Genomic DNA, 26,639 nt, shown 5'->3' on the forward strand with positions numbered 1-26,639 from the left:
CCTCGTGTCAGGCCTGTTCGAAGGCTGACGGAGTCGTACAACGTGATGAGCATAGTTGTCCCGGCGCCATTTCGCCTGTGCAGCCGGGCCGAAGATTTGCGTGAGCGCTGCAAAAAATCATCTAGCCTTTGAGGCAGGCGCGGGGCAAGCGGGGTGGTAGGTCGGTGCGTCGATCAAGTTCACTGTCACGCTTGAGGGCACGCCATGGAAGAGCAATCCACCTCGACGCACAGCCGCCCCAAGGTGCTGCTGGTCGATGACGAAGAGTCGATTCTCAACAGCTTGCGCCGCTTGTTGCGGGGACAGCCCTACGATGTTCTGTTGGCCACCAGTGGCGCGCAGGCGCTGGAGATGCTCCAGACGCAGGCGGTGGATCTGGTCATGAGTGACGCACGCATGCCCAATATGGACGGCGCCTCGTTGCTGGCCCTTGTCCGCGAACGCCATCCGGCCGCTGTGCGCATCATGCTCACCGGTTATGCCGACCCGTCCGCCATCATCAAGGCGATCAATGACGGGCAGATTCACCGCTACATCAGCAAACCGTGGAATGACGAGGAGTTGCTGCTGATCCTGCGCCAGTCCCTTGAGCATCAGCACTCCGAGCAGGAGCGCCAGCGTCTGGAGCAGGTGACGCGGGTGCAGAACGACCAGCTCAAGCTGCTCAACAGTACCCTTGAAAAGCATGTCGCCGCGCGTACGGCCGAACTGCAGCAGACCGCCGACATGCTTGATCTGGCCTACGAGGAGCTCAAGCACAGCTATGTCACCGGCACCGAAGTGTTCTCGTTGCTGGCCAATCTGCGCTTGCCCCCGGCCAAACAGACCAACCGGCAGATCATCGAACTGGTGCGCAGCTACTGCACACAGCATGGTCTGGACGAGGCCACCAGCCGTGACCTGACCATGGCGGCGGCGCTGTACAACGTCGGCAAACTGAGCTGGACCGACGGCATGATGATCACGCCCTCGGACCTGCTACGGCATACCGATCGCGAGCGTTATCGCGCTTATCCCAAGCAGAGCGAATCACTGTTGATGACGCTGGACCCGATGAAGGATGCGGCACGCCTGATCCTGCATCATCAGGAGCGTTGGGACGGCAGCGGTTTTCCTGACCGGCTCAAGGGCGAGGCGATTCCGTTTGGTTCACGCTTGCTGAAACTGGCGGTGGACTTCGTTGAATTGCAACGTGGTTTGATTCTTGAGCGGCAGATGAACAGTGACGAAGCGCTGCTGTACCTGCGCCAGTACGCCGGGCGCTTGTACGATCCCGATCTGATCGAAGATTTCATTCAGGTGTGTGCGGCCTTCCTCAGTGACGTCACCTTGGCGGATCCCACGGTCAAGGTACTGACCACTCGGGATCTGGCGGCGGGAATGATCCTGGCACGCAATCTGAATGCCGATAACGGCATGTTGCTGCTCAATGCCGGCAAAGTCCTCAGCGGTCTGCTGGTGGAAAAGCTGATTGCCTTCGAAGCCATGGAAGGCGCCAAGTACAGGATATTCGTCAAGGTGCCGGAGGAGGTCGAAGCCGCGCTCAAGGCTCAGGGGTGAGGCCGGGCAACGTGACGTCATCGGGCGAGCATGGGATCCTTGCGTTTTTTCAAGGCTGGTGGCTGACCCATGACCTCTGCATCCGTTGTCCCTCCACTGATTCGTATCGCCGCCGCCCTGCTGGTTCGTGCCGATGGCCAGACATTGCTGGTACGCAAGCGCGGCACCACGGCGTTCATGCAACCGGGCGGCAAGATCGAGGCGCATGAGTTGCCGGTGCATGCGCTGGCCCGTGAGTTGGAGGAGGAGCTGGGATTGGCGATCGATCCTGCTCAGGCAGCGTTCCTCGGGCAGTTCTCGGCACCCGCCGCCAACGAACCGGGGTTTATCGTTCAGGCCGAGATATTCCAGCTGAGCATCGACGCCGAGGTGTCTCCGGCCGCTGAAATCGAAGAAGTCATCTGGATCGACCCCACCACTGATCCTGCTGTGGTTCTGGCGCCATTGACACGCGACCTGATCCTGCCGTTTTATCGAGCCTCGCTGACTGCGATCGCCTGATCATCCACGCAAAGGACGCCCACCATGATCCCGCTTCAAGACCTGCTGATCTTCGCTGCCGCCGCGTTGCTGATGGTACTGACGCCGGGGCCGAACATGATCTACCTGATCTCGCGTTCGATCTGCCAGGGACGCAAGGCCGGGGTCACGTCATTGCTCGGTGTGGTGGCCGGGTTCTTCGTGCATATGTTTGCCGCAGCCGCCGGTTTGACGGCGGTGTTCCTCGCGGTGCCGATGGCTTATGAAGTATTGAAGTGGGCCGGTGCGCTGTACCTGCTGTGGCTGGCCTGGCAAGCGGTGAAACCCGGCGCGCGCTCGCCGTTCGAAGCCCAGCAGTTGCCGCCGGATTCGTCGCGCAAACTGATCACCATGGGTTTTCTCACCAGCGCGCTGAACCCGAAAATCGCCGTGTTCTACCTCTCGGTGTTTCCGCAATTCATCAGCCCTGAACACGGCTCGGTGTTCACCCAAAGCATCATCCTCGGCCTGACCCAGATCAGCGTCAGCTTCTGCGTCAATCTGCTGATCGCGTTGTTTGCGGCGGGCATTGCTTCGTGGTTCGTGCGCAATCCGACGTGGCTGGCGCTGCAGCGTTATTTCATGGGGATGGTGCTCGGCGGTCTGGCTGTGCGTCTGATGCTTGAGCAACGCAGGACGGCCTGACCATGTGGATCGAACGGCTGGACGCCAGTCATGCGCTGGCCTATCGCGAGCTGATGCTCGAAGCGTATGACCGGCATCCGCAGGCGTTTACCTCCAGCGTGCGCGAGCGAGCGGTGATGCCGTTGAGTTGGTGGGAGGCGCGTCTGACCAGCAAACTCGATGCAGTGCTGGGCGCATTCGAAACGGGTGTGCTGGCCGGCATCGTCGGTCTCGCGTTTGAACCGCGTGAGAAGGCCCGGCACAAGGTGACGCTGTTCGGCATGTACGTTTCGGCGGATTTTCGTCAGCACGGTTTCGGTCAGGAACTGGTGCAAGCCGCACTCGCCGAAGCCGGCAGACATCCCGAGCTGAAGCTTATCCAGCTCACCGTCACCGCCGGTAATGACGCCGCGTTCAAGCTGTATCAGCGCTGCGGTTTCATCCAGTTCGGCCTGGAGCCACTGGCGGTTCGGGTCGGCGAGGACTACTTCGACAAGATCCACATGTGGCGTGAGCTCTGACCCCTCCACTGTTCCATCCTGTAGGAGCTGACGAAGGCTGCGATCTTTTGACCTTCGCTTTTTGGTAATGACCGTTCGTCGAAAACCCGCTCGCACCTGTCAGATCTGACAGGTGCGCTTTTCCTAAATCCCACGTTCAATCACTCCGTCGCCCCCACCATCGACCGGAGCCCGCCGCCATGACCACGTCCCAACATCCGCTAGCCCTCAAACCGCTGTACTTTCCTGCGCTGGTCACCCTGAACCCCGCCGAGCATTACAGCGGTGGCATTCCCATCCGGGCGGTGGAGGACGACCTGCAAGGCATCATTCCCGCCTGGTTCAACATGAACATTGGCGACAAGGCCGAGGTGTTCTGGGGCAATGCCAATTCGGCGGTCTGGAGCAAGACCCTCGATCTCGATATCGAGCTCAACAAGGACCTGTCGTTCACCATTCCGAAGGCACACGTACTCGACGGCGAGGCCAAGCCAGTGTTCTACCGGATCACCTACAAGAACCAGACGTCGGAAGATTCCAAACCCGAACTGATCCTGCTGGTCAAGCTCACGCGTCCCGGCGAATACGATGACATTCCCGGCGATGACGGCCACTCCGATCTGAAATTTTCCCTCGACCATGACGAGGTTGACCAAAACCTGCCGGCCAAGGGCGTGACGATGCGCATCGTGCCCTACCGCAACCTCACCCGCTACGATCGCATCCTCGCCCGCTGGGGCAGTCAGCAAGTCACTCACGTTGTCACGCCGGAACAGGCCCAGGACCCGGTCCGCCATCCGATCGACGTGGTGTTCAGTCGCGCCGTGATCGAGACGGCGGGTGATGGCCCGGAAGTGGCGGTGGCTTATCAGGTCGTCGATCGCTGCGGCAATTACCCGGACGAGCGCGCGCCGTGGTCGGCCATTCGCAAAGTGCTGGTGGATCTGGGCGGCAATCGACTGGACGTTCCATTGGTGCTGGTCAAAGGCCAGCCGGCCAACAGCATCAATCTCGATCAGCTCGGCGATGACGATGTGGAGGTCCTCGTCAACACGCCGGCAGCTGATTTCAAGGTCGGTGACAAGGTGTTCCTGACCTGGACAGGCACCCCGGCGCAAGGCTCGCAGATCATCGTCGGGCCACTTGAATTGCCGGTCGCGGTCGTATCGTTTCCTCTGAAATTTCCCATTCCCAATGCATCGGTCAGGGCCATCGCCAAGGGCAGCGCCTCGGTCGGCTACATCTGTCAGCGCAGCGGGATCGCCGACCGCCCTTCGAAAAACGCCAGCGTCCCGGTAATTGGTGAAATCAGCCAATTGCGCGCTCCCACTGTGGACGAAGCTCCGGGAGGCACCTTGCCGCCGGAGACACCTTGGGCGACGGTGAACATTCCCTGGTATCCCGGCCGCAACAGCAGCGACCTGATCAATCTGATCTGGCAGGCCCAGGCGCCGGGTGGTAGTACCGTCTATTACGAAGATCCGCGTCCGGTCGGCGACATCGCGGAAAACCAGCCCGTCCAACGCAACGTGAGCAATGCCGAAATCCGGCGCTTCAACGGCCTGAACGTCAAGGTCTTTTACACCGTCACCAACAGCGAAACGGCGCTGCTGAGCGTGCGCGAATCGCTGGTATTTCCGATGCAGGTCGGCGTGGCCTTGCCGACGTTTGACCGACCGGAAGTCGAGGGCGCAGACAATGACGTGCTCGATCCGGACAAGGTGCCGCCGCTCGGCGCCACGCTGGTGGTGCCGTACCTGGGCACCCGCGACAAGGACCGCGTGACCTGGCGCTGGCGCGGTTCGGCCAGCGGCGGCAGCACCAGCGGCCATATCGACCTGATCCCCGCCACCGCCGGCAAACCTGTGCGCATCACCGTAAACAAGCAATACGTGACGGCCAACCTCAACGGCACGGTGGTCGCCGATTACAGCATTCAGCGAGCCGGGGCGACGGTAGGAAATTCGCATGAATTGACGTTGCGTATTGGCGCGGCGCTGGGTCTGGACGCACCGAAGATCAAGGAGGCCAATGGCAGCACCAGCCTCAATCCGTTAGCGGCCAAGGACAGCCTGACTGCCATCGTCGACTACACCGGTATGGCCATCGGTGATGACATCGTCGTTACCTGGACTGGCACGACGCCGAACGGCTCGGACACCTCCGCGAAAAAAACCGTGACCACGCTGGGGCCACAATCGATCGAGCTGAAAAAATCGGTTGTAGCCTTCAACCTGGGCAAAGCGGTGACGGTGAGCTACACCGTGACGCGCGGGGGAGCGCCGGTGCCTTCGAAGGTTTTGCCGCTGACGGTGCTGACGATCCCGCATGAACATGCACAACTGCCCAAGGCAACCATCGATGGCGCGTCCAACGATGATCTCGATGTGACCGCCCTGGCCAATGCGTCCACCCGCGTGGCTGCCTGGCCTTTGATTGCTGCGAATCAGAAAATCTGGCTGCGCTACAGCGGCACCAAAGCCGATGGATCGGAGTACAAAAAAACGACTTATGAGGGGGAAACTCTACGCGGTGATGGCGTGATCGTAGGGCCTTACCCGGCGACACCGGTGGCCGAGTTGCGCGGTCTCAAGGACAACTCGACACTGAAAATCGAATTCAAGGTCACTTTCGACGGCAGCCCCGATGAAGCCAAAGCCGTGACCTTCCCGCCGCGCGTTTACAAAGTCAAAGCCGTGCAGGATGTGAAACCCGTGATCAGCACGGTGAAAGACTCCAAGGGTGAAGACATTCCGCATAACGGTGGCACGGTCGATCCGAAGATCAAACTGACCGGCACTGCGGCACCGCTTCAGGAAGTCGAGGTGTTCGAGGGCGCTGCCACTAAAGGTAAACACCCGGTCAATGCCGGTGGCATCTGGACCTGCGAAATCACACTGGCCGGCATTGCCACTCGCACGTTCACCGCCAAAGCGCAGTACGGTACGGGGCAGGTATCGGTTGGCAGAATCCTCACCCTTTCGAATGCCATCAAGCCAAGCGTCACCTCGGTGAAAGACTCGACAGGCATTGAAATTCCCTCTAACGGCAAGACGTACGATAACACTCTCAAATTGACCGGCGGCGGTACACCGCGCCTGAAAGTCGAGATCTTTGACGGGCCGACGTCCAAAGGTATAGCGGAGGTGCGTGCCGATAACGGCCGTTGGGAACTTGAGGTGAAAGAACTGAACGCCGCGCTGCACAGTTTCACCGCCAAGGCGCTGTACGCTCCGGGGGAGATATCTGCCGCAAGGACATTAACCGTAATGACGCGTCCTGAACTTATCGTGGATCCGTCCCTGCTCAGAATCACCGGATACAACATATCAATCGAAGGCTCGGGACTGCCATGGGTCCTGACTGGCGTCGATCCTATCGGAACCGCGTTCGATCGTAGTGCCGAAGGTGGGGTTCCTCCTTATATCTATGAATCCCTCGACGAGCGCATTGCTTCAGTTGATCGCCTTCTCGGTATCGTCAGAAGTCAAGGCAACGGAAGGACCACTATCAGAGTTCGCGACCAGGCGAATCAAATTAAGGAGTTCCCCGTCACCGTTTCCAATGTAGCCCATTACGTATCTTCCAATAATCAGAAATTCAATCATGAGGAATACCGCGCATGGGCGCAAAGCGTTGGTGCGGAACCAATCCCAGTTCATGAACGCTATAATCACATGGCAGTCATAAATACAAAATTCTCAGCTACCGTGCATTACCCAGAAGTCTGGTGGCATGGGCCTATTCAGAAGGATCACGATAGAGAGCTGGCATTCAGCACAGGCTATCTTGATTATGCAAAAAAATGGACTCTCCAGAGAACTTTGTTGAGCGCGCAGAACCGCGGTGTGGCCATGTACGTTCCCGATCAAAAAAAAACTACCTGATCGCATTAATAGGACAACTTTGATTTGTCCCATCCACTGCCCTTCCTAGAGCAGTGGATGAGGTTGTTCCTGAAACAGGCGCTCTTTTAATGATAAGTAACCAGCATGATTCCTATTGAGATGGGCTAACGCTTTCGATGGTGAGTCTGGTCGGTTCGATATAACGTCGGCGAAGGGTCGTGATGTCGCTGCATGATGGCTGTGTTGGCCCAGTATGTTCAGGCTCGGATCAGACGGAGAGAAAATCAAAGATCACCGCCTTCGGCAGTTCCTACATGGATCGGTGTAGGCGCTGCCGAACGTTGCGATTTTTGTTTTTAAACACCTTCGTTTAAGTGACACGGCAAGACACGTAATCAGGCTACACGACCTTGCGTAATTGCCTACAGCTACGCCAGAATCCGCCGGCTTGTGCGCCTTGGGGGCGGGTTCTATTGTGGTGCGGTCGCTGACTAATCAGCGATCGGGTTTAGCGACTCGGATCAACTCAAAGGGTGCATCAGCGTTCCAGGCTGCGTTGCAGATATTTATGTCTGCGATTTCGCTATGGTGGCTGTATGCGGGAGACCTTCGCGGTCTGCCGGGTACCTTTGACCGGTTCGCTAACCTGCGTACAGCTGCCACCCTTCCTGTTTAGCGACAGGATATGGCGGCTCCACTTCAAAGGAGCTTCACCATGATCAAACCAACACCCAACCCGCCCGAAACCGACCTTACCTCGCCCTACGAATCCCTCGATTCGAAAAAGCTCAACGACGCCGCCGACCGCGCCCTCGATCACTATCTCTGCCCGCCCGGGTCCACGCCACCGCCCCGCAGAACCCGCAGGATGTACGCCGTTACTGCGGACTTCAAAAACGAGGAGATGCTGGCCGATGCCTTCGAGACCCTTGCTTCGGCAAGAACCATCGCCAGTGACTTCGCTCACCTCTTGCCAGCGTCGCAGCGCAGGACGCTGTTGGGGATTGCGCAGTTGATCATGCTCGGGGAGTTGGCGGTGAATCGGGTGTTGGATAATTTGCAAATTCCGGACTGACACCTGCCCCCTGTGGCGAGGGGATAAATCCCCTCACCACAGGTATGGTGTTTTTGAAGGATCGAAGTCGCAGATTTTTGGGCTGCAGCGCAGCCAATCGGGGCGGTGCGAGGGTTCGCTAAATCCTCTCATCACAATGACTATGTGGAGCGAGCCTGCTCGCGATAGCGATCTTTCAGTCTGCATCCAGGTGACTGACACACCGCTATCGCGAGCAGGCTCGCTCCTACAGGGGAGGGTGGCGTTGTTTCGATCAGCGTACGGCGCTGACGCCATCCAGGGTCGAGAACGAGGTGTCCTTGGCCGTCAGCAAAAAATCGCGCATGTACGGCGCATCGAGCATGTCTGCACGGATCGCTGCGTACAGCGTGGCGAACAGACCTTTCTCGCCCAGCCGCTTGCCCTTCACGTAACCACGCGAGCTGTACTCATGCAGCGCCCAGTGCGGCATGCCGCAGACGCCACGGCCGCTGGCGACCAGTTGCATCATCATCACTGTCAGTTCCGAGGTGCGCACCTGAGCGGGTTCGATGTCGGCCGGTTCGAGGAAGCGCGTGAAGATGTCCAGACGATCGCGTTCCACCGGGTAGGTGATCAGCGTTTCCGTCAGCAAATCCTCAGGGACGATGTACGGTTTGCTGGCCAACGCGTGCTGATTGGCCACCGCGAGCATGGCTTCGTAAGTGAACAACGGCACGTAGGTAATGCCGGAGATGTCCAGCGGGTCGGAGGTCACCACCAGATCGAGATCACCCCGGGCCAGCGCCGGCAGCGGGGCGAAGGAGAAGCCCGAAGCGAGGTCGAGTTCGACTTCCGGCCACGCATCGCGGAACTGGTCGATGGTCGGCATCAGCCACTGGAAGCAGCTGTGGCATTCGATTGCCATGTGCAAACGTCCGGCGGTGCCACCGGCCAGGCGACCGATATCACGCTCGGCGGCGCGCAGCAGCGGCAGAGTGGCGTCGGCCAGTTGCAGCAGGCGCAGGCCGGCGCTGGTGAAGCGCACCGGTTTGGTCTTGCGCACGAACAACGGCATGCCCATGCGCTCTTCGAGTTCCTTGAACTGGTGGGACAGCGCCGATTGGGTCAGGTGCAAACGGTCGGCGGCATCGACCAGGCTGTCGGCTTCGCGCAGTGCGTGCAGGGTTTTCAGGTGACGGATTTCAAGCACCGGCTGGCTCCATGAGGAAAACTTGTGATCAACACGAAAAGGTTGAGTTTGTCTCATGTTGGTCGGGCTGTCGACAATGGCGCCATCTTTTACGCAAATGGAGCACCTTCGACATGGCCGTGGCCCACACCCTTGGTTTTCCGCGCATCGGCGCCGACCGCGAACTGAAAAAATCCCTCGAAGCCTACTGGAAAGGCGATCTCGATCAGGCCGCGCTGAACCAGGTCGGCCGTGATCTGCGCGCCGCTCACTGGCAGTTGCAGAAAGATGCCGGCATCGACCTGCTGCCGGTCGGCGACTTCGCCTGGTATGACCAGGTGCTGACTCATTCGCTGACCTTCGGCGTGATCCCCGAGCGTTTCGACAATGTGCGCGATGAACACGGCCAGCCGAGCCTCGACACGCTGTTCGCCATGGCTCGCGGCGCGACGGCAGGCTGCTGCGGCGGCGAGCACGGCAAGACTCAGTACGCCCAAGAGCTGACCAAGTGGTTCGACACTAACTACCACTATCTCGTCCCGGAATTCACCGCTGACCAACCGTTCAAGCTGAGCTGGGAACAGCTGTTCGACGAAGTCGAAGAGGCCCGGGCACTGGGGCACAACGTCAAACCGGTGATCATCGGCCCGCTGACTTACCTGTGGCTGGGCAAGGCCAAAGGCAACGAATTCGACAAACTCGATCTGCTTGAACGCCTGCTGCCGGTGTACAACGAAATCCTCGGCCGCCTCGCTGGCCAAGGCGTGGAATGGGTGCAGATCGATGAGCCGATCCTCACCCTCGACTTGCCGCAAGCGTGGAAAAGCGCCTTCGAACGCGCCTATCACATCCTCCAGTATTCGCCGCTGAAGAAACTCGTGGCGACCTACTTCAGTGGTCTGCAAGACAACCTCGGTCTGGCCGTGGGCCTGCCGGTGCAAGGCTTGCACATCGATGCGGTGCGGGCGCCGGAGCAACTCGGCCAGGTGCTGGATCGCCTGCCGACCTACAAGATTCTCTCGGTGGGCCTGGTCAACGGGCGCAACGTCTGGCGCTGCGAACTGGAGCAGGCGCTGGCGCAACTGCAACCGGCGCAGGAGCGTTTTGGCGACAACCTGTGGGTCAGCAGTTCTTGCTCGTTGCTGCACAGCCCGGTGGATGTCGAGCGTGAAGACAAGCTCGATCCGGAACTCAAGGGCTGGCTGGCGTTTGCCGTACAGAAGTGCAGCGAAATCTCGGTGCTGCGCGATGCCTTGAATGATCCACAAGCGCCCAAAGTGCAAAACGCACTGGCTCAGAGCCGGGCGATTCAGGCCAGCCGTGCGCAGTCGTCGCGCATTCATAAACCCGAGGTTCAGGCGCGGATCAGCGCGATCAATGCTGAGGACAGTCAGCGTCATTCGCCGTTCGCCAAACGCATCGCCCGGCAACAGGCGCGCCTGCAATTGCCGACGTTCCCGACCACCACGATTGGCTCGTTCCCGCAGACCGGTGCAATCCGTCTGGCGCGTCAGGCGTTCAAGCAGGGCAAGCTGTCGGCCAACGATTATCACGACGCCATGCGCAGTGAAATCCGCCACGCCGTGCAGGTGCAGGAACGCCTCGGCCTGGACGTGCTGGTGCACGGTGAAGCCGAGCGCAATGACATGGTCGAGTACTTCGCCGAGCAGCTCGACGGCTACCTGTTCACGCGTTTCGGCTGGGTGCAGAGCTACGGTTCGCGTTGTGTGAAACCGGCGGTGATTTATGGCGACCTCAGTCGTCCGCAAGCCATGACCGTTGACTGGATCACCTACGCGCAGAGCCTGACCGACAAGGTCATGAAAGGCATGCTCACCGGTCCCGTAACCATGCTGATGTGGTCGTTCCCTCGCGAAGACGTGTCGCGCAAAGTCCAGGCGCAACAACTGGCGCTGGCCCTGCGTGATGAAGTGGTGGATCTGGAACGCGCCGGGATCAAGATCGTGCAAATCGACGAAGCCGCTTTCCGCGAAGGCCTGCCGCTGCGCCGGGCGCAATGGCAGGAGTATCTGGAGTGGGCGGTGGAAGCGTTTCGTCTCACAGCCTCCGGCGTCAACGATGAGACGCAGATCCACACCCACATGTGCTACAGCGAATTCAACGACGTGATCCAGGCGATTGCCGCCATGGACGCCGACGTCATCACCATCGAAACCTCGCGCTCGGACATGGAATTGCTGGAAGCCTTTGAAGCGTTCGACTACCCGAACGACATCGGCCCGGGCGTCTACGACATTCACTCGCCACGGGTGCCGGACACGGCGGAAATGGTCAAGTTGATGAGCAAGGCAGTGAAGCGGATTCCCGCCGAGCGCCTGTGGGTCAACCCCGATTGCGGCTTGAAGACGCGTGCGTGGCCGGAGACGGAAGCGGCGCTGGTGAACATGGTGGCGGCGGCGCGACAGTTGCGCAGCCAACTGGCGTAAACCTTCGGCCTGTCCGTTGATGCAGAACACCCGCTGAGCCAAAAAGCCAGCGGGTGTTTTGTTTAAGGGCGGCGATCAAAGCGCTTCGAAATGCGTCAACACCGCCGACTGTTTACCAATATCGGCATATGGCAGGCTGGCGTTATCGGCATGAGTCAAGAAGCGGTGTTCAGGCAGTTTCAGGTGGGCCTTTTCGAATGTGCGCATCACCGGCGTTGCGCTGGCGTAATGAAAGTGGGCATACCACAGTAGCTCATTGGGGATCAGGGTCTGATCCCAGATCTCATACTCCTGCAGGTAGTCTTTGCGCGCTTTTGGTTTGCTGAGGTTTTTCAGCAGGCTGGGTTTGCGGATCTCTACGGCGTCCTGTTCGATCAGGTCCAGCAGCATGCCGTCAGTGGGCCTTTTACTGGTCAGTGACTGGCGGGTACGCAGGTTGCGACCGGTGGCTATCAGCTCGTTGGCCTTGTTGCGTAGTTGGGGAATGACCGGATCCTGCGGCGCGACGTTCGCGATCCGGTCGGCGCGGTGGCTCAGCTCTGCGGCTTCACTGACCATCATGTGTTCAAGGTCGACCGGCAGCATGTCCTGGTCGGCATAGGACTCGACCCGGGCCCGATAACTCGCCTGAAAGTCCAGGCGTTTGCGCGCTTCGTTTACCAGTGTCGACAGGCTCAGTTGAGGCGGCGCCGGTGGCGCAGACTCTGTCAGTCGATACTTGCCGCTTGCGGTCTGTTCCCAGACTTCGCCGCTGTTCATTTCGAACTGAAGCTTCTTGTTTTTCTTGTCCCATCGCTCTACGCCGATCAGCCATTGATCGTCTTCGGTGGGAAAGACTTTGCGATTGATACTGCCTTGCGGTGGCGTGGCATGCACCGGGGTGCCAATGTTTTTGCGCGCCTGTTCGCCGAGCTTTTCTATCCCGGAGATCAGCGGCTCTATCAGTTCTTCATGGAAATACTGCGGGTAGCTGGCGGTCCAGACTTTCATTTCACGGATAAATTGCGCGTACGTATCGACGCAGTCTTGAAGAATGGCATCGCGCTGTACGCGGGTGACGTTGGCGCTGAGCAGATCGTGATGGGTATTGAGCGCACGGGCGACCTTTTCCCGTAATCGGCGCGCCTGCCCCAGCAGATAAATCCATGAAGCGTCGCCGACGCTACCGGCACGCTGTACCGCCTCAAGGCGTTGATAGGTCTTCTGAAAGCTCAGTAGAAACGGACTGTGTTTGGCGTTCAGGTCATCGACAAGGCTGGCCACCAGTTTCTTGTCCGCCGCAACGCGAACGCGTTCATACCAATGGTTGACGTCAACCCTGAGGTCTTCCATCCGGTCCAGTTTGCGCAGGTATTCCAGCCGCAGTTGGCGGCGCTCTTCCATCAGTGTCAGGCGTTGCGCGAGAGCATCGTGCGGCAGTTCATCCAGTTGCCTGTTCAGTTCCAGGATCCGTTTTGTCAGTGGCACGGTACTGTGCGAGTTGTGAATGGCGCGGCGTGTGTATCGGTCAGCCAGCAGTGCGGCGTTTTTGCTTTGCATCTCGATCAAGGCGCGACGTTTGTTGCCGTGGGTCAGCGGTTCCAGTTCGAGCAATGCCTGATAACGTCGGGTAGCCAGTTCAATATCACCGATGGCGGCAGCTTCGGCGGCAGGCAGAAGGGGTTGACGTGCCGCATCCGTCTTCGCTGCGCCATAACGGTTGATGGTCACGTCGCTGTTTCCGCCGCGTCTTTCCAGTTGCACGGCAAGGTCGTCGGCGAGCTCGGTCAGGTAGTGATGACGGCGAAAGGTCCGGTCCGCCCACCAGCGCGGCAGGCGTTGACGAATTGCCTGCGGCCAGATCGGATCAAGCGCATCAGCCAGATGCCCTGCCACATTTCCGCCACCCAGACCACCGCCCTCGAACGTACTGCCGTAGACGCCGAACCAGGTGTCCCATTCGCCGTTTTCATTGAGTGCGACCGGTTGTTTGTAGGTGGCCTTGCGCGTGCCGCGCAAGCGCCAGTTGCGTGAATCGTTGCTGCGCTGCACCTCGAAGATCCGCCCCTGACGCAGAATGAAATCGCCGTCGGCATGCCGGTAAATGCCGCGATACACGCCATCGCGGCCCGGTTGCAGGCCGGCCAGGGAAATCGGTTTTTCATATTCGTAACCGGAGAACCGTACCGCGAGATGTCGAGCCTGACGCCGGGATGTGCTCCTTAGCGCTGCCGTGGTTCTGAGTAACACGCGCATCTGGCGTGCGCGAGTCACTGAGCGGGCCGCACGCGACAAGGCCGAAGACGCCAGTTCACCGGGCAGCAGATCCATGGCCGCGTCGATCAATGACAGCAGGACCGATTCGAGTTCGGCCAGACCGTCACCGACCTCGCCACGCAGAAACGCGGCCACCGCCTGGTTGGCCGCCGTCCAGGCATCGTAAACGGCGATGGCGCTGCCGATGAAGGGCAGCAGGCCGATGGCCATTTTCAGGTAGTTGAACGCGCGCGGTCCCTTCAGCGCGTGGCGTTCCATGTACAGCGCATCGTTGGAGCGCGAGGTGCCGCGATGGGCTTCGATCAGGCGTCCCATGTGCGCATCCAGCAAGTGCGCGGCGAACGAAGTACTGGCCGGCCAGCGCTCGCCGACGCCAATGATCGCGTCGAAATGCTTGAGCACGGCCTGGTTGAGCCGGCTCACGTGCGCCCGGACGTTACCCTGCAAGGCCCGGCCGGCCAGATAGCGGATCCAGGTGTCCTGTGTGCACATTCTGTACAACGCCATGCGCGCTGCTTCGAGGTTGTCGTAACGGCGCAGAAAGTGGTCGTCGGGACTGTCGGGCAGGTACAGCAGAGTGATGCCGCTGACCTGCTCCTCGATGAAGGTCACACCGGACAAGGTGACCGCACCTTCATTGGGCGTGTCCGCGCCGCCGGCGCTCAGATAGGCCGGAAGGATGACTACGCGTTTGCGCTCGGATCGCCAGGCTTGCGCGGTGTTGGCGTCAGCAGCAATGGTGAGGATCTGCAATTCCTCCAGGCTGATGTGGTGTTGCAAACGGGCGAATTCACCTTGCAGTTTGAGCATCGCGCGCCAGGGTTCGATCAGGCATTCGCGGCGATGCTCCCTGACGAAAGCCGATTCGTCGGACGCGCCGGTGAACGCTTCGCGAATGCGTTTTTCGTAGGCCTGGGGCAGATCCAGTTCCGGCAGCACGCGTTTCAGCCAGGTCAGGGTGAGACCTTTTTTCAAGGTTTCAGCCTCGACCGCATCGCTTGCATTGACCTCCACCCGCATGTACGTCAGGCGCAATGAAAGCGGTTCGAGCTGCATCGATGGCGTGTTGTCGATGTTAAGTTGGGCCAGTTCCACCAGCGGCATTTTGCTGCGGGTGGCACTGGGCTCCAGCACCAATTCATAGCCCGAGTGGCCGGGAGCGGGTTTGTAGCGTTTGACCATTTTTACCGAGTCGGGCAAGTCGAGGGTGATCTCGAAACTGCCCTTGAGTGCGAAGTCCTTGCGCAGTCGCTCATGCAGATGTGTGCGGGTGAAGTCGTCCCGTGGTTCCAGAGCGAGGGTCAGTTGCTTATGGCTGCGTTGCATCGCGAGCAGGAACGTCTCGGTCAGTTGCTTGAGCGCACTGCGCTCAGTCTTGCCGAGCCGGGCGAGCCAGTCCGGTAGCGTGTCGGCGAGCGTGCCGCTGTTTGCCTGCTCCAGCACCTGAGTGAACGCCAGGCTGCGAGCGGCGTTGACCGGCACCTGTAACGTGCCGAGGCTGCGCTGGCGCAGGTCGGCGAGTTGTTCGTCGTACTCGGCTTTTTTACTCGTGTCGGCAAGGCGCGAGCGCAGGAGGCCGGCCTGTTCGTCGAAGTCACTGGTCAGTTGGTTGAGGCCATGCTGCAGCGGATCACCGCTGATTTTTTTCAACTGCAAGGCAAGTGCCGTGTCTACCTCGGCGATCTTGAATACCTGCTGTTCCAGCGCCCGCCGATTGGCGAAACGTTGCAAACCACCGCCCGTGCCCGGCCAGTACAGCAACACGCTGTGCGCAGACGCCCGATCGAGCAATGCCTGCGGGTGGGTCATGACAAACGGGCCGTTGAGTTCAGCGGGGGCCGAGCTCTTGGCATCCGGCTCATGGGTCGACAGGATCAGGCTGGCCGCGACATGCTCGGCGCCGGGGTTTTGTGGCGTGTCGAGCAGGGCCTTGATCCGGTCTCGTTCGTCCTGGTTCAGTTCGGCCAGCAAGCCTTGTAATTCGGCTTCGGCGTGCAGACCGCTCTTGTGCGCCTGGTGCAGGGCGGTGAATTCACGGTTGAACGTCGTCAGATCGAGGACGCGCGCACGGCCGAGCAAGGCAGTCGCAGCCTTGTCGGCGGCTTGCTCGGCCGCTTCCAGTGTCTCGTGTGCCTGCTTGAAAGGTTGCAGGGCGGTGTTGGCATCGGCGCTGTCGAGCAGCGTTTCGAGCGCGTCGCGGTGCCGGTTGAGGGCTGCCTGGCGCAGGGGCCAGGGAATGTCGGCGTAGAGGCTGCCGAACAGGGCCAGCTGCTCAGGCTCGATCACTACGTTGTCGAGCGTTGGCGGCGAGGCAAACACCGCGCCGGTCTTGCGCTGATGATCGGTCTGATCGACGTTGTCGAGGGCCAGACTGGCCTGTTCGTACAGGTCCGCTTTGCCGACACTGCCATTGCGCAGCGCATCGAGTTGGGCTTTGTATTGGTGAGCCAGCAGATCGGTCATGCCTGCCGTCAATGGCAGGTGTCTGCCGGTGTATTCAAATTTCAGGTCGGTGTGCGGCAGACCGGCGGGTACCAACGGTTGCGTCGATAGCCAGGTCTCAAGGTCCTGACGTTGGGCAAACACCTGGAATGCTTCGGGTCGCAACGGCAAGTACAACCACTGGGTGACCGGCGCCTCAGTCCCGAAACTGATGACCCAGGCAGCGGGCAATTTGACCTTGCTGCCATTACTCAGCACCAGTGACAGTTGCTCGGTGGTGATGGCGGGTGTGGCGGCGCTGGCCTCCTGTAGTGTGGCGAGCGCCAGCAATTGTTCGGCGGTCAGGCTGCGCCGGGCGAAGGCGAGCTGCGCGGCCGCGTCCAGATGTTCGCGGTACAACTGGCTGGCGCGCTCGCGGCGCGATACCGGGCTGCCCGGCGCGCGGGCATCCCAATAGGTGTTCCAGCGCGCCTCCAGGGCCTGTTCGAGGGATAGCGCCTTGAGCTTCGCGAGCAATTGCACCGGCGTGATGCCGAACAAACTGTGAGCGGTAGAAACGCCGGTGACCTGACAGGACGCATCGACGGCAATTGTTGCCGATGGCTGCTGCAAGACAAAGGCACACACCTGCACCAGCGGGATGAACCGTTGCGGACGCGGGTCCTGCGCGTCAAAGAGCAGGCCGACGCCGGTTTGTTCCAGATTCAGGTGCTGCTTGAGCACCTGTAACAGCGTGTCCCGCGCGGCAGGCACTTGGGCAAACAACTGGTGCAACGCCTCGCAGCTTTCTCGCCAGCGGTGGGCGGCATCCAGCAGCAGACCCTCGTCGTGGTGGGCCGGCAAGCGCCCTGCCGTCGACTGGACGGGCGGCTCAAGGGTGGGGGTGTTCAACAATAATCGATCGGGCATGGTTAACGGCTCGCGGTGGGGAGCGGCGGAGGCGCTCCGGTCCTGAGCCATTCAACGGCGAAAGCGCTCGGCCATGGCGGTAGATAGTTATCGCCTGGGCGATGACCGCTCGGCACTCTTCATCAAACTGTCATCGAACTGTGGCAGCGCGCTTGTACAAACTTCATCAGACTCGCGCTCTACTGGGGTTCTGCGTTTCGGTGTTTTTCATGGGTAAGTTTTTTCTCTCGATCGCGGCCGTGCTGGCCGCGCTTTTGTTCGGCTCGCCGGCCTACGCCGCCTCACGGTGCGACGTCAATGTGCCGACCGAACGGGTCGACCTGGCGCAGGTGAGCCTGGCCTACCAGAGCATTGGCCGGGCGTCGGACCCGGCGCTGCTGCTGGTGATGGGCCTGGGTGGGCAGTTGATTCACTGGCCGGACGAAGTGGTGGTGGCGCTGTGTCAGCAGGGCTTTCGGGTGATCCGCTATGACAACCGCGATGTCGGTCTGTCGACCTGGCGGCAGGCCCCGGTCGAGGCCAATCTGACCTTTGAAGTGTTGCGCTACAAACTCGGGTTGCCGGTGGCGGCGCCGTACACGTTGACCGACATGGCCGACGATGCGCTGGGTTTGATGGATGCGTTGCACGTCGAGCAATTCCATGTGCTGGGCGCGAGCATGGGCGGGATGATCGCCCAGCACCTGGCCGCGATGGCGCCGCAGCGGGTCGAGAGCCTGACGTTGATCATGACCAGTTCCGGTGCCGAAGGTTTGCCGGCGCCGAGTGCGGCGCTGGTGCAGTTATTGTCGCGACGCGGCGCGCCCAACCGCGAGGTGGCGCTGGAGCAACAAGCTGACTTGCTGGCCGCGCTGGGCAGCCCGGCGGTCACCGATGATCGACAGGTTTTGCTGCAACAAGCGGCGGCGTCGTATGACCGTGCGTTCAATCCCGAAGGGGTCAAACGTCAGATCATGGCGATCCTGGCGGAGCCGAGCCGGGTAGCCCTGCTCAATCAATTGCGGGTGCCGACGCTGGTGGTGCATGGCACGGCCGATCCTTTGCTGCCGGTGATGCATGGCGTGCATCTGGCGGCACATATTCGTGGCAGCCAGTTGAAGCTGATTCCCGGGTTGGCGCATCGCTTTCAAGAGGCCTTCAAGGCACCGCTGCTGGCGGCAGTGTTGCCGTATTTGCAGGCGCACCGTGAAGACACTTCGCACTGGGCGCAGATTGAGCCGGTGGTAGGCGGGAATCTGCTGTAACTGAAATTTCGCGGTGTCTGCTCTGGCGCCTTCGGGAGCAAGCCCCCTCCCACAGGTTCGGTTTGATCCTTGTGGGAGCTGGCTTGCCAGCGATAGGGCCATCACTGTCGCTGCAAGACCTGACAGGTGTATCGTCTGGATTTTGCCGTGCGAGGTGAGTCATGAATTCCACTCTGAACATCGACTTCGTCAGCGACGTTTCCTGCCCCTGGTGCGTCGTCGGTCTGTACGGCTTGCTGCAGGCGCTGGAGATCCTGCGTAACGAAGTGCAGGCCAACATTCATTTCCAGCCGTTCGAACTGAACCCGAAGATGGGCCCGCAAGGGCAGAACATTACCGAGCACATCGGCGAGAAATACGGCTCGACGCCGGAGCAGTCGCAGAAGAATCGCGAGGCGATTCGTGCCCGTGGCGCCGAACTCGGGTTTGCCTTTCGCACCAACGGCAACAGTCGCATCTACAACACCTTCGATGCGCACCGCTTGCTGCATTGGGCCGGGCTTGAGGGGTTGCAGTTGCCGTTGAAGGAGGCGTTGTTCAGGGCTTATTTCAGCGATGGCGGCAATCCTTCCGATCACGGCCAACTGGTGCAGATTGCTGAAAGTGTCGGGCTGGATCGTCAGCGTGCCGAGGCGATTCTGGCGTCCGATGAATTTGCCGACCAGGTGCGCGAAGACGAGCAATTGTGGTTGCAGCGCGGGGTGAGTTCGGTGCCGACGGTGGTATTTAACGGCCAGTACGCGGTGACGGGTGGACAGCCGGTGGAGACGTTTGTCGGCGCGATTCGGCAGATTATGGCTGAGTCAAAAGGTGGCACCGTCAACTGAAAAGCTAAAAGCCCCTCACCCTGACCCTCCCGAAACGTCGGACCGCCCAGAGGGAGAGGGGACTGAATGGGGGATGCTGGAGTGATACGCCGACCTGAGGGTGTTGTAGCGAATCCATAATCGACTGGATCTTTCAGGTCGATGTCAGACGCAAGACACCTCGCCCCCTCTCCCGGAGGGAGAGGGCTGGGGTGAGGGTCAGCTGTGCAGGCGCACCCAAACGGTCACCAACACAGTGGCGGCCATCAACCACGCTACCGCCGCCACTGCCAGCGAAGCCTCCAGCCTTAACCGGTCGACCATCACATACAACGTCGCCAGATACACAAAATACGGAATGATCGACCACATCCCGAAGACGATGGTGGTCTTCAGATCATCCACCGAGCGCCCCTTGCCAACGATGTAATGGGCGATCAGCGCAAACGTCGGAAACAGCGGCACCAGGCCCGCGATGTAATAGTTTCTGGTCTTGGCCAGTGCCGCGAGAATCACGACAACCGCGGCACCGAGTGCGGCTTTCAGCAACAGATCCATCAGTGGCTCAACCCGTATTTTTTGACTTTGTCGAACAGCGTGGTCTTGGCCATGCCCAGCTCCAGGCTGGCCTGGGTCAGGTTGCCGCCGCTGCGGTGCAGGGCGTCGCTGAGCAGGTTGCGCTCGAACGCTTCCACCGCTTCGGCAAACGCCAGACCCTGCCCCGCACTGCCCGCGCCGGACTTCTTGAAGGCCGGCAGGCCGAGGGCGAAGCGTTCGGCGACATTGCGCAATTCACGCACGTTGCCTGGCCAGTCGTGGCTCATCAGGCTCGACAGGGTCTGGTTGTCCAGTTCCGGCAAGGCGCGGTCGAAGCGCAGGGCCGACTGCTGGGTGAAGTGTTCGAACAGTTGCAGGATGTCTTCGCGGCGCTCGCGCAATGGCGGCAATTCCAGCGTGACCACGTTGAGGCGGTAATACAGGTCGCTGCGGAATTCGCCGGCCTTGCTCGATTCGTCGAGGTCGGATTTGGTCGCTGCGATCACCCGGCAATCCACCGCCACGCTCTGGTTCGAGCCGAGGCGTTCGAGGGTGCGTTCCTGCAGCACGCGCAGCAGTTTGATCTGCAACGGCAGCGGCATGCTTTCCACCTCATCGAGGAACAGCGTGCCGCCGTCGGCGTGTTCGATCTTGCCGATACGGCGTTTGCCGGCGCCGGTAAAGGCGTTGGCCTCGTGGCCGAAGATCTCGCTTTCGAAAAGGTTTTCCGGCAGACCACCGCAGTTCAACGCGACGAACTGCTTGCTGTGACGGCGGCTGAAATCGTGCAGGCAACGGGCGACCAATTCCTTACCCGTGCCAGTCTCGCCTTCGATCAAGACGTTGGCCGAAGTGTCGGCGACGTTGGCGATCAGTTCACGCAGGTTCTGCATGGCCGGCGAACGGCCGATGATCCGGCCTTCAAGGGAGTCGCGCTCGGCCAGTTGCCGACGCAACGACGAGACTTCGCGCGCGAGGCTGCGTTGCTCCAGCGCACGGCGGGCGACGTCGACCAGACGCTCCGGCGAGAACGGTTTTTCCATGAAGTCGTAGGCGCCTTTCTGCATCGCGCCGACCGCCATGGAGATGTCGCCGTGGCCGGTGATCAGCACCACCGGCAGGCTGCGGTCGCGCTGCTTGAGGCGGGTCAGCAACTCCAGGCCATCGATGCCCGGCAGGCGAATGTCGCTGATGACGATCCCGGCAAAGTTGTCGCCGACACGCTCCAGCGCCTCTTCGGCACTGCCGACACCGACGCAGGGAATGTCTTCCAGTGTCAGCGCTTGCTGGCAGCCGAGCAGCACATGGGGGTCGTCTTCGACGATCAGCACACTAAGGTCGTGGTTCATATTGGCTCGGCAGGAGTAGGGCTTACCAACGGTAAACTGAGGACGAAGGTGGTACCACCGCCACCGGGGTGTTCGACACCCAGATGGCCACCGGTGGCGGCGGCGAGGCTGGCGGAAAGGGTCAGGCCCAGACCCAGGCCTTGCTCGCCGGGTTTGGTGGTGAAGAACGGTTCGAACAGATGCTTGCGCGCTTCGGCATCGACACCGTGGCCGTTGTCGCGCACCCGAAGGCGATATTTGCCGTTGAACTCTTCACCTTCCAGCCACAGTTGTGGCAGCGGTTGCGCTTGCATGGCGTCGAGGGCATTGCCGATCAGGTTGACCAGAATCTGTTCGAGGCGGGTCTGGTCAATGTGCAACTGCACATCAATAAATTGCCGGTGCAGTTGCAATGCCGGGTTTTCCAGCCGTGCGCCGAGCAACTGCAGCGCCGCGTCCACGGCTTTGCCGAGGCTGGCCTGGCCCTGGTTGTCACCCCGGCGGGCAAACGAACGCAGGCTGGCGGTGATCCGGCCCATGCGGTCGATCAGGTCGTTGATGGTCTTGAGATTGGTGCTGGCGACATCGAGCTGCCCACGCTCCAGAAAACGTACGGTGTTGCCCGACAACGTGCGCATCGCCGCCAGTGGCTGATTCAATTCGTGGGCGATGCTGGTGGACATCTGGCCAATGGCGGCCAGTTTTCCGGCCTGGACCAGTTCATCCTGAGCGCGGCGCAAAGTCTCTTCAGCCTGGCGCCGTTCGCGGATCTGGCTTTTCAATCGATCGTTGCTGGCGCGCAGGTCGGCGGTGCGTTCGGTAATCCGACGCTCCAGTTGGTTGTTGGCTTCCTGCAGGGCTTCGCGGGCGGCGAGGCGGGTGGCGATGACCTTGCGCCGTTCGTTCCAGGCGATCAGCAGAAACGCCACCAAGGCAAACGCGACGGCGACCAGAATCCCCTGATTGATCGCTTCACGGCGCAGGTCCTGCAACGGCGTGAGCAGGGTGAAATTCCACGGCGTATCGCTCAAGGGGCGGGTCTGCGCCAGATAACTGATGTTTTCTTCGTCGGAATCAACTTCGCTGTTGGCCGGGAAGGTGAGTTTTTCTACGCCCTCGGCCAATGTTTCGCGGGCCAGCGGTTGCAGTTCGTTGAGCGGGAACCAGTAGTACTGCAGGCTGCGGGCGAGTTTTTCTTTAGTCTCGTCACTCAACGGCACTACCGATTTGAGGCGCCGGGCCGGATCGCTGGAGAGAATGATGATGCCGTTTTCATCGCTGACAAACGCTTCGAGACGCGCCCGTTGCCAGCGTTCTTCCATGGCTTCGAGGCGCACCTTGACCACGGCGACGCCGACGATCTTGCCGTGTTCTTCGAGACCATGGGCGAGGTAGTAGCCGGGTTCGCCGTTAGTGCTGCCGATGCCGTAGAAACGCCCGGGTTCGCCACGGACGGCTTTTTGAAAATAGGCGCGGAAGGACAGGTCTTCACCCAGGTAACTGTCGACATCGCGCCAGTTGCTGGTGGCCATGACGCGGCCGGTGGTGTCCATCACATAGATGGCCCGACTGCGGCTGCGCCGGTTCAGGCCTTCGAGGTAGTCGTTGACCGTTTGCCGGTGTTCCGGCGTCGGCTCGGCCAGCAGTTGCGGGACACTGGTTTCCAGTTCCAGCAGGCTGGGCAGGTAGGTGTATTTGCTGATCTCGCTTTCGACCGCGCGGGCGTGCAGTTCCAGCTGACGCTGGCCGTTCTCGCTAAGGCTGCGAATGCCGAAATGCTCACTGGTCCAGAAGCCGATAAAACCCAGGCCGATCATCAGCGCGATGACCAGTGGCGGCAGGAACAGATGACGAATCAGACGGGGCTTCACGGCAAGTGATGGCGGCGCGGCGCGATAGAGAGTGGGGTCGCATTTCATCACAGATGCCTTGGGTCAACCACAACACTTACCTGATAGCGAACACCGTCCCCTGTGGGAGCTGGCTTGCCAGCGATAGCGGTCTGACAGTCGACATCATGGTCGATTGACAGGGCCCCATCGCGGGCAAGCCCGCTCCCACAGGGATCGCGGTGCTTTTAGTGCTGCAGGATTTTCTCGAGGAAGTGCTGCGCGCGTTCGGAGCGGGCGTTGATGTCGCCGAAGAACTCTTCTTTCGGGCAGTCTTCGATGATTTTGCCGGCGTCCATGAAAATCACGCGGTCAGCCACTTTGCGGGCGAAACCCATTTCGTGGGTCACGCACATCATGGTCATGCCTTCGTGAGCCAGTTGCACCATCACGTCGAGCACTTCGTTGACCATCTCCGGGTCGAGCGCCGAGGTCGGCTCGTCGAACAGCATGACGATCGGGTCCATCGCCAGCGCACGGGCAATCGCCACACGCTGTTGCTGACCGCCGGACAGTTGGCCCGGGTGCTTGTGGGCGTGGGCCGACAAGCCAACGCGCTCGAGCAGTTGCAGACCTTTCTTGGTCGCCTCTTCCTTGCTGCGGCCCAACACCTTGATCTGCGCGATGGTCAGGTTTTCGGTGATGGTCAGGTGCGGGAACAGTTCGAAATGCTGGAACACCATGCCCACGCGCGAACGCAGTTTCGGCAGGTTGGTCTTCGGGTCGGCAATCGAAGTGCCGTCGACGACGATGTCGCCTTTCTGGAACGGTTCCAGCGCGTTGACGCATTTGATCAGGGTCGATTTGCCGGAACCCGACGGGCCGCAGACCACGATCACTTCGCCTTTTTTGACCTCGGTGCTGCAATCAGTCAGCACCTGGAAGTCCCCATACCACTTGTTGATGTTCTTGATAGAGATCATACGGCGAACCTTTTTTGCAGACGCTTGACCAACCGCGAGGCGGCGAAGCTGATGATGAAGTACACGAGCCCCGCGAAAATCAGGAACTCATTGGAGCGGCCAATGATGTCGCCACTGGCGCGGGACGCGTTGAGGAAGTCCACCAGGCCCACGGTGTAAACCAGCGAGGTGTCCTGGAACAGGATGATCGACTGTTGCAGCAGCAACGGGGTCATCTTGCGGAACGCCTGGGGCAGGATGATCAGGCGCATCATCTGCCCGTAGCTCATGCCCAGCGCTTGCGCCGCGCCCATCTGGCCTTTCGGGATCGACTGCACGCCGGCCCGGACGATTTCGCAGAAGTACGCCGCTTCGAACATCATGAACGCGACGATGCACGAGGTGAACGCGCCGATCGGGGTGTCTTCGCCGGTGATCCAGCGCAGCACGAACGGCACCGCCAGATAGAACCAGGTGATCACCAGCAGCAGCGGGATCGAACGGAAATAGTTGACGTACGCGCCGGCAACGTTCGACAACAGTTTGTTATGCGACAGCCGGCACAGCGCGAGAATGGTGCCGAGAATGATCCCGCCCACCACGCCCATGGCCATCAGCTTGAGGGTCATCACCATGCCGTTCCACAAACCGGGAATGGCCGGGACGATGCCACTGAAATCGAATTCCATTATTTACCCCCCACGGAGATCAGGCCGGGCACGGCAACTTTCTTCTCGACCAGGCGCATCAGCAGCATCAGGCTCATGTTCAGGGTGAAATAGATCAGGGTCGCCAGGGTGAACGCTTCGAACAGGTTGGCCGAGAATTCGGCGGTCTGTTTGGTCTGTGCGAGCAGTTCCATCAGACCGATCAAGGACGCCACGGAGGAGTTCTTGAACACGTTCAGAAATTCCGAGGTGAGCGGCGGAATGATGATCCGGTAGGCCTGGGGCAGCAGCACGTTCCAGTAGATCTGTGGCAGCTTGAAACCCATCGCACGAGCGGCCGATTCCTGGCCACGCGGCAGCGCCTGGATGCCGGTGCGCACTTGTTCGCAGACGCGCGCGGCGGTGAACAGGCCCAGGCACACGACGACGCTCAGGTAAGCCGAGGTGGTCGGGTTGAGGTCCTGCTTGTACCACTCTTGCAGATCCGGCGGCAGCAGATCAGGCACCAGGAAGTACCAGATGAACAGCTGAACCAGCAGCGGCACGTTACGGAACAGCTCGACGTAGCAGGTCGCAATGCCCGACACGATGCGGTTCGGCACGGTGCGCATGACACCCAGTATCGAGCCCAGCAGCAGGGCGATGATCCAGGCCACGATGGCGATGGCAATGGTCCAGCCCAGCCCGGAGATGAACCAGTCGAGATAAGTCTCGCTGCCCACGCCGGTGGACTTGAAGAACACGCCCCAGTCCCAGTTGTAATTCATTAGGGTCTCCCCTCGATTCGATCGATGTACAAGTGCCCGCTTGGGGAACTCCGTTCCCTCCCTGATCGTGAAGATCAGGCACACGCGATCGGCTCGACAGCCACCGGTTCGAGTGTTTCCAAAAAAAGTGCCAGCAGGGAGTGACAAACTCCTGAAAGGGCTGCGCCCCTTCAGGAGATAAGGTTAGTCAGAAATCAGGATTTCTTGTCGTCAGCCGCTTTGTCGGTCGGATTGGCGATCAGGGCCTTGAGTTCGTCGCTCATCGGGAAGTTCAGGTTCAGGCCTTTTGGCGGGATCGGTTGCATGAACCACTTGTCGTAGATCTTGTTGATCGCGCCCGATGCGTAGGTCGCCTTGATCGCGTCGTCGACAGCCTTTTTGAACGGCTCGTCGCCTTTGCGCATCATGCAACCGTAGATTTCGTACGACTGTGGGGTGCCGGTGACGGCCCAGTCATCAGCCTTCTTGGCTTTGGCGGCTTCGCCGGCCAGCAGGGCGTCGTCCATCATGAATGCAACGGCACGACCCGATTCCAGCATCTGGAAGGATTCGCCGTGGTCTTTGGCGGAGATGACGTTCATGCCCATCTGCTTGTCGGCGTTCATCGACTTGAGGATGCGCTCGGACGTGGTGCCGGCGGTGGTCACGACGTTCTTGCCTTTCAGGTCATCGAAATCCTTGTACTGGGAGCCTTTCTTGGACAGCAGGCGAGTACCGATTTCGAAGATGCCGACGGAGAAGTCAACTTGCTGCTGACGCTCGACGTTGTTGGTGGTGGAGCCGCACTCGACGTCCACGGTGCCGTTCTGCACCAGCGGGATACGGGTTTGCGAGGTCACCAGGTTGTATTTGACTTGCAGGTTTGGCAGGTCGAGGTCTTTTTTGATCGCTTCGACGATGGCCACCTGGATGTCGTGGGAGTAGCCGACTGGCTTGCCCGACGCATCAGCGATGTAGGAAAACGGGATGGAGGCGTCGCGGTGGCCCAGGGTGATCACACCGGACTCTTTGATCTTCTTCAGGGTGCCGGTGAGTTCGGCGGCGAAAACTGGCGTGCTGATCAGAGCGGCAGCAATGGCTGCGCCCAGGATATGGGGAACGATGCGCATCAAATTTTCCTCGACATTGTTTTTTTTATGGAGCCAGTTTGTCGGCCCTTTTGTGCTTC

The 26,639-nt window shown here is 60.3% G+C and carries 18 protein-coding genes; 9 read left to right on the plus strand and 9 right to left on the minus strand.

The window, feature by feature from the left end:
* Positions 1–204: 204 nt before the first annotated feature.
* From ACIONG_RS09235 to ACIONG_RS09260, 6 genes are all read left to right on the plus strand, one after another.
* Entirely contained in the window at positions 205–1,560 is a 1,356-nt protein-coding gene (locus ACIONG_RS09235) for an HD domain-containing phosphohydrolase (RefSeq protein WP_401298447.1), read from the plus strand.
* A gap of 69 nt (positions 1,561–1,629) precedes the next feature.
* Positions 1,630–2,061, plus strand: a complete 432-nt coding sequence (locus ACIONG_RS09240) for an NUDIX domain-containing protein (protein WP_401298449.1) — start codon at positions 1,630–1,632, stop codon at positions 2,059–2,061.
* Between the two features lie 24 nt (positions 2,062–2,085).
* Positions 2,086–2,724: a LysE family translocator gene (locus ACIONG_RS09245; RefSeq protein ID WP_103304603.1), complete on the plus strand. Its 639-nt coding sequence runs from the start codon at positions 2,086–2,088 to the stop codon at positions 2,722–2,724.
* 2 nt (positions 2,725–2,726) lie between these two features.
* A complete protein-coding gene (locus tag ACIONG_RS09250) occupies positions 2,727–3,224 on the plus strand; it encodes a GNAT family N-acetyltransferase (protein ID WP_401298453.1) in 498 nt (165 codons plus the stop codon).
* Between the two features lie 284 nt (positions 3,225–3,508).
* Positions 3,509–7,090: a hypothetical protein gene (locus tag ACIONG_RS09255; protein WP_401298456.1), complete on the plus strand. Its 3,582-nt coding sequence runs from the start codon at positions 3,509–3,511 to the stop codon at positions 7,088–7,090.
* A gap of 676 nt (positions 7,091–7,766) precedes the next feature.
* Positions 7,767–8,126 carry a DUF6124 family protein gene (locus ACIONG_RS09260; protein ID WP_315449314.1) on the plus strand — a complete coding sequence of 120 codons (360 nt, stop codon included), beginning with the start codon at positions 7,767–7,769 and terminating at the stop codon, positions 8,124–8,126.
* Between the two features lie 253 nt (positions 8,127–8,379).
* Here ACIONG_RS09260 and metR read toward each other — a convergent pair whose 3' ends face one another.
* Positions 8,380–9,297, minus strand: a complete 918-nt coding sequence (metR, locus tag ACIONG_RS09265) for a transcriptional regulator MetR (RefSeq protein ID WP_103305460.1) — start codon at positions 9,295–9,297, stop codon at positions 8,380–8,382.
* 113 nt (positions 9,298–9,410) lie between these two features.
* Here metR and metE point away from each other — a divergent pair, with 113 nt between their 5' ends.
* Positions 9,411–11,723 (plus strand): 5-methyltetrahydropteroyltriglutamate--homocysteine S-methyltransferase, encoded by a 2,313-nt coding sequence (gene metE / locus ACIONG_RS09270; protein ID WP_401298460.1) that lies wholly within the window; start codon positions 9,411–9,413, stop codon positions 11,721–11,723.
* Between the two features lie 75 nt (positions 11,724–11,798).
* Here metE and ACIONG_RS09275 read toward each other — a convergent pair whose 3' ends face one another.
* A complete protein-coding gene (locus ACIONG_RS09275; RefSeq protein ID WP_401298463.1) occupies positions 11,799–17,330 on the minus strand; it encodes a dermonecrotic toxin domain-containing protein in 5,532 nt (1,843 codons plus the stop codon).
* A 209-nt stretch (positions 17,331–17,539) separates the two neighbouring features.
* Between ACIONG_RS09275 and ACIONG_RS09280 the strand changes: the two genes are divergently transcribed.
* A complete protein-coding gene (locus ACIONG_RS09280; RefSeq protein ID WP_213026470.1) occupies positions 17,540–18,574 on the plus strand; it encodes an alpha/beta fold hydrolase in 1,035 nt (344 codons plus the stop codon).
* A gap of 161 nt (positions 18,575–18,735) precedes the next feature.
* Positions 18,736–19,401, plus strand: coding sequence for a DsbA family oxidoreductase (locus ACIONG_RS09285; protein ID WP_103305464.1), 666 nt, complete (start codon positions 18,736–18,738; stop codon positions 19,399–19,401).
* Between the two features lie 198 nt (positions 19,402–19,599).
* On the opposite strand, the gene ACIONG_RS09290 is transcribed toward ACIONG_RS09285, so the two are convergent.
* The 7 genes from ACIONG_RS09290 to ACIONG_RS09320 all read right to left on the minus strand — a co-directional run bounded on the left by ACIONG_RS09290 (position 19,600) and on the right by ACIONG_RS09320 (position 26,580).
* The gene (locus ACIONG_RS09290; protein WP_177431437.1) at positions 19,600–19,929 is read right to left on the minus strand and encodes a GlpM family protein; all 330 of its coding nucleotides are present in this window, start codon (positions 19,927–19,929) and stop codon (positions 19,600–19,602) included.
* Positions 19,930–19,937: 8 nt separating this feature from the next.
* The gene (locus ACIONG_RS09295) at positions 19,938–21,266 is read right to left on the minus strand and encodes a sigma-54 dependent transcriptional regulator (RefSeq protein WP_103305466.1); all 1,329 of its coding nucleotides are present in this window, start codon (positions 21,264–21,266) and stop codon (positions 19,938–19,940) included.
* A complete protein-coding gene (locus ACIONG_RS09300; protein WP_401298467.1) occupies positions 21,263–23,164 on the minus strand; it encodes an ATP-binding protein in 1,902 nt (633 codons plus the stop codon). The genes ACIONG_RS09295 and ACIONG_RS09300 overlap by 4 nt, the downstream gene beginning before the upstream one ends.
* A gap of 158 nt (positions 23,165–23,322) precedes the next feature.
* On the minus strand, positions 23,323–24,057 hold the full coding sequence (locus ACIONG_RS09305) for an amino acid ABC transporter ATP-binding protein (RefSeq protein ID WP_007927141.1): 735 nt from the start codon (positions 24,055–24,057) through the stop codon (positions 23,323–23,325).
* Positions 24,054–24,725, minus strand: coding sequence for an amino acid ABC transporter permease (locus tag ACIONG_RS09310; RefSeq protein ID WP_103305468.1), 672 nt, complete (start codon positions 24,723–24,725; stop codon positions 24,054–24,056). The genes ACIONG_RS09305 and ACIONG_RS09310 overlap by 4 nt, the downstream gene beginning before the upstream one ends.
* Positions 24,725–25,471 carry an amino acid ABC transporter permease gene (locus ACIONG_RS09315; RefSeq protein ID WP_103305469.1) on the minus strand — a complete coding sequence of 249 codons (747 nt, stop codon included), beginning with the start codon at positions 25,469–25,471 and terminating at the stop codon, positions 24,725–24,727. Before ACIONG_RS09315 ends, ACIONG_RS09310 begins: the two co-directional genes overlap by 1 nt.
* A gap of 194 nt (positions 25,472–25,665) precedes the next feature.
* Positions 25,666–26,580, minus strand: coding sequence for a glutamate/aspartate ABC transporter substrate-binding protein (locus ACIONG_RS09320; RefSeq protein WP_401298472.1), 915 nt, complete (start codon positions 26,578–26,580; stop codon positions 25,666–25,668).
* Positions 26,581–26,639: the final 59 nt, after the last annotated feature.

This window comes from Pseudomonas sp. NPDC087817 (assembly GCF_044742875.1).
In the GTDB taxonomy this organism is placed as follows: Bacteria; Pseudomonadota; Gammaproteobacteria; order Pseudomonadales; family Pseudomonadaceae; genus Aquipseudomonas.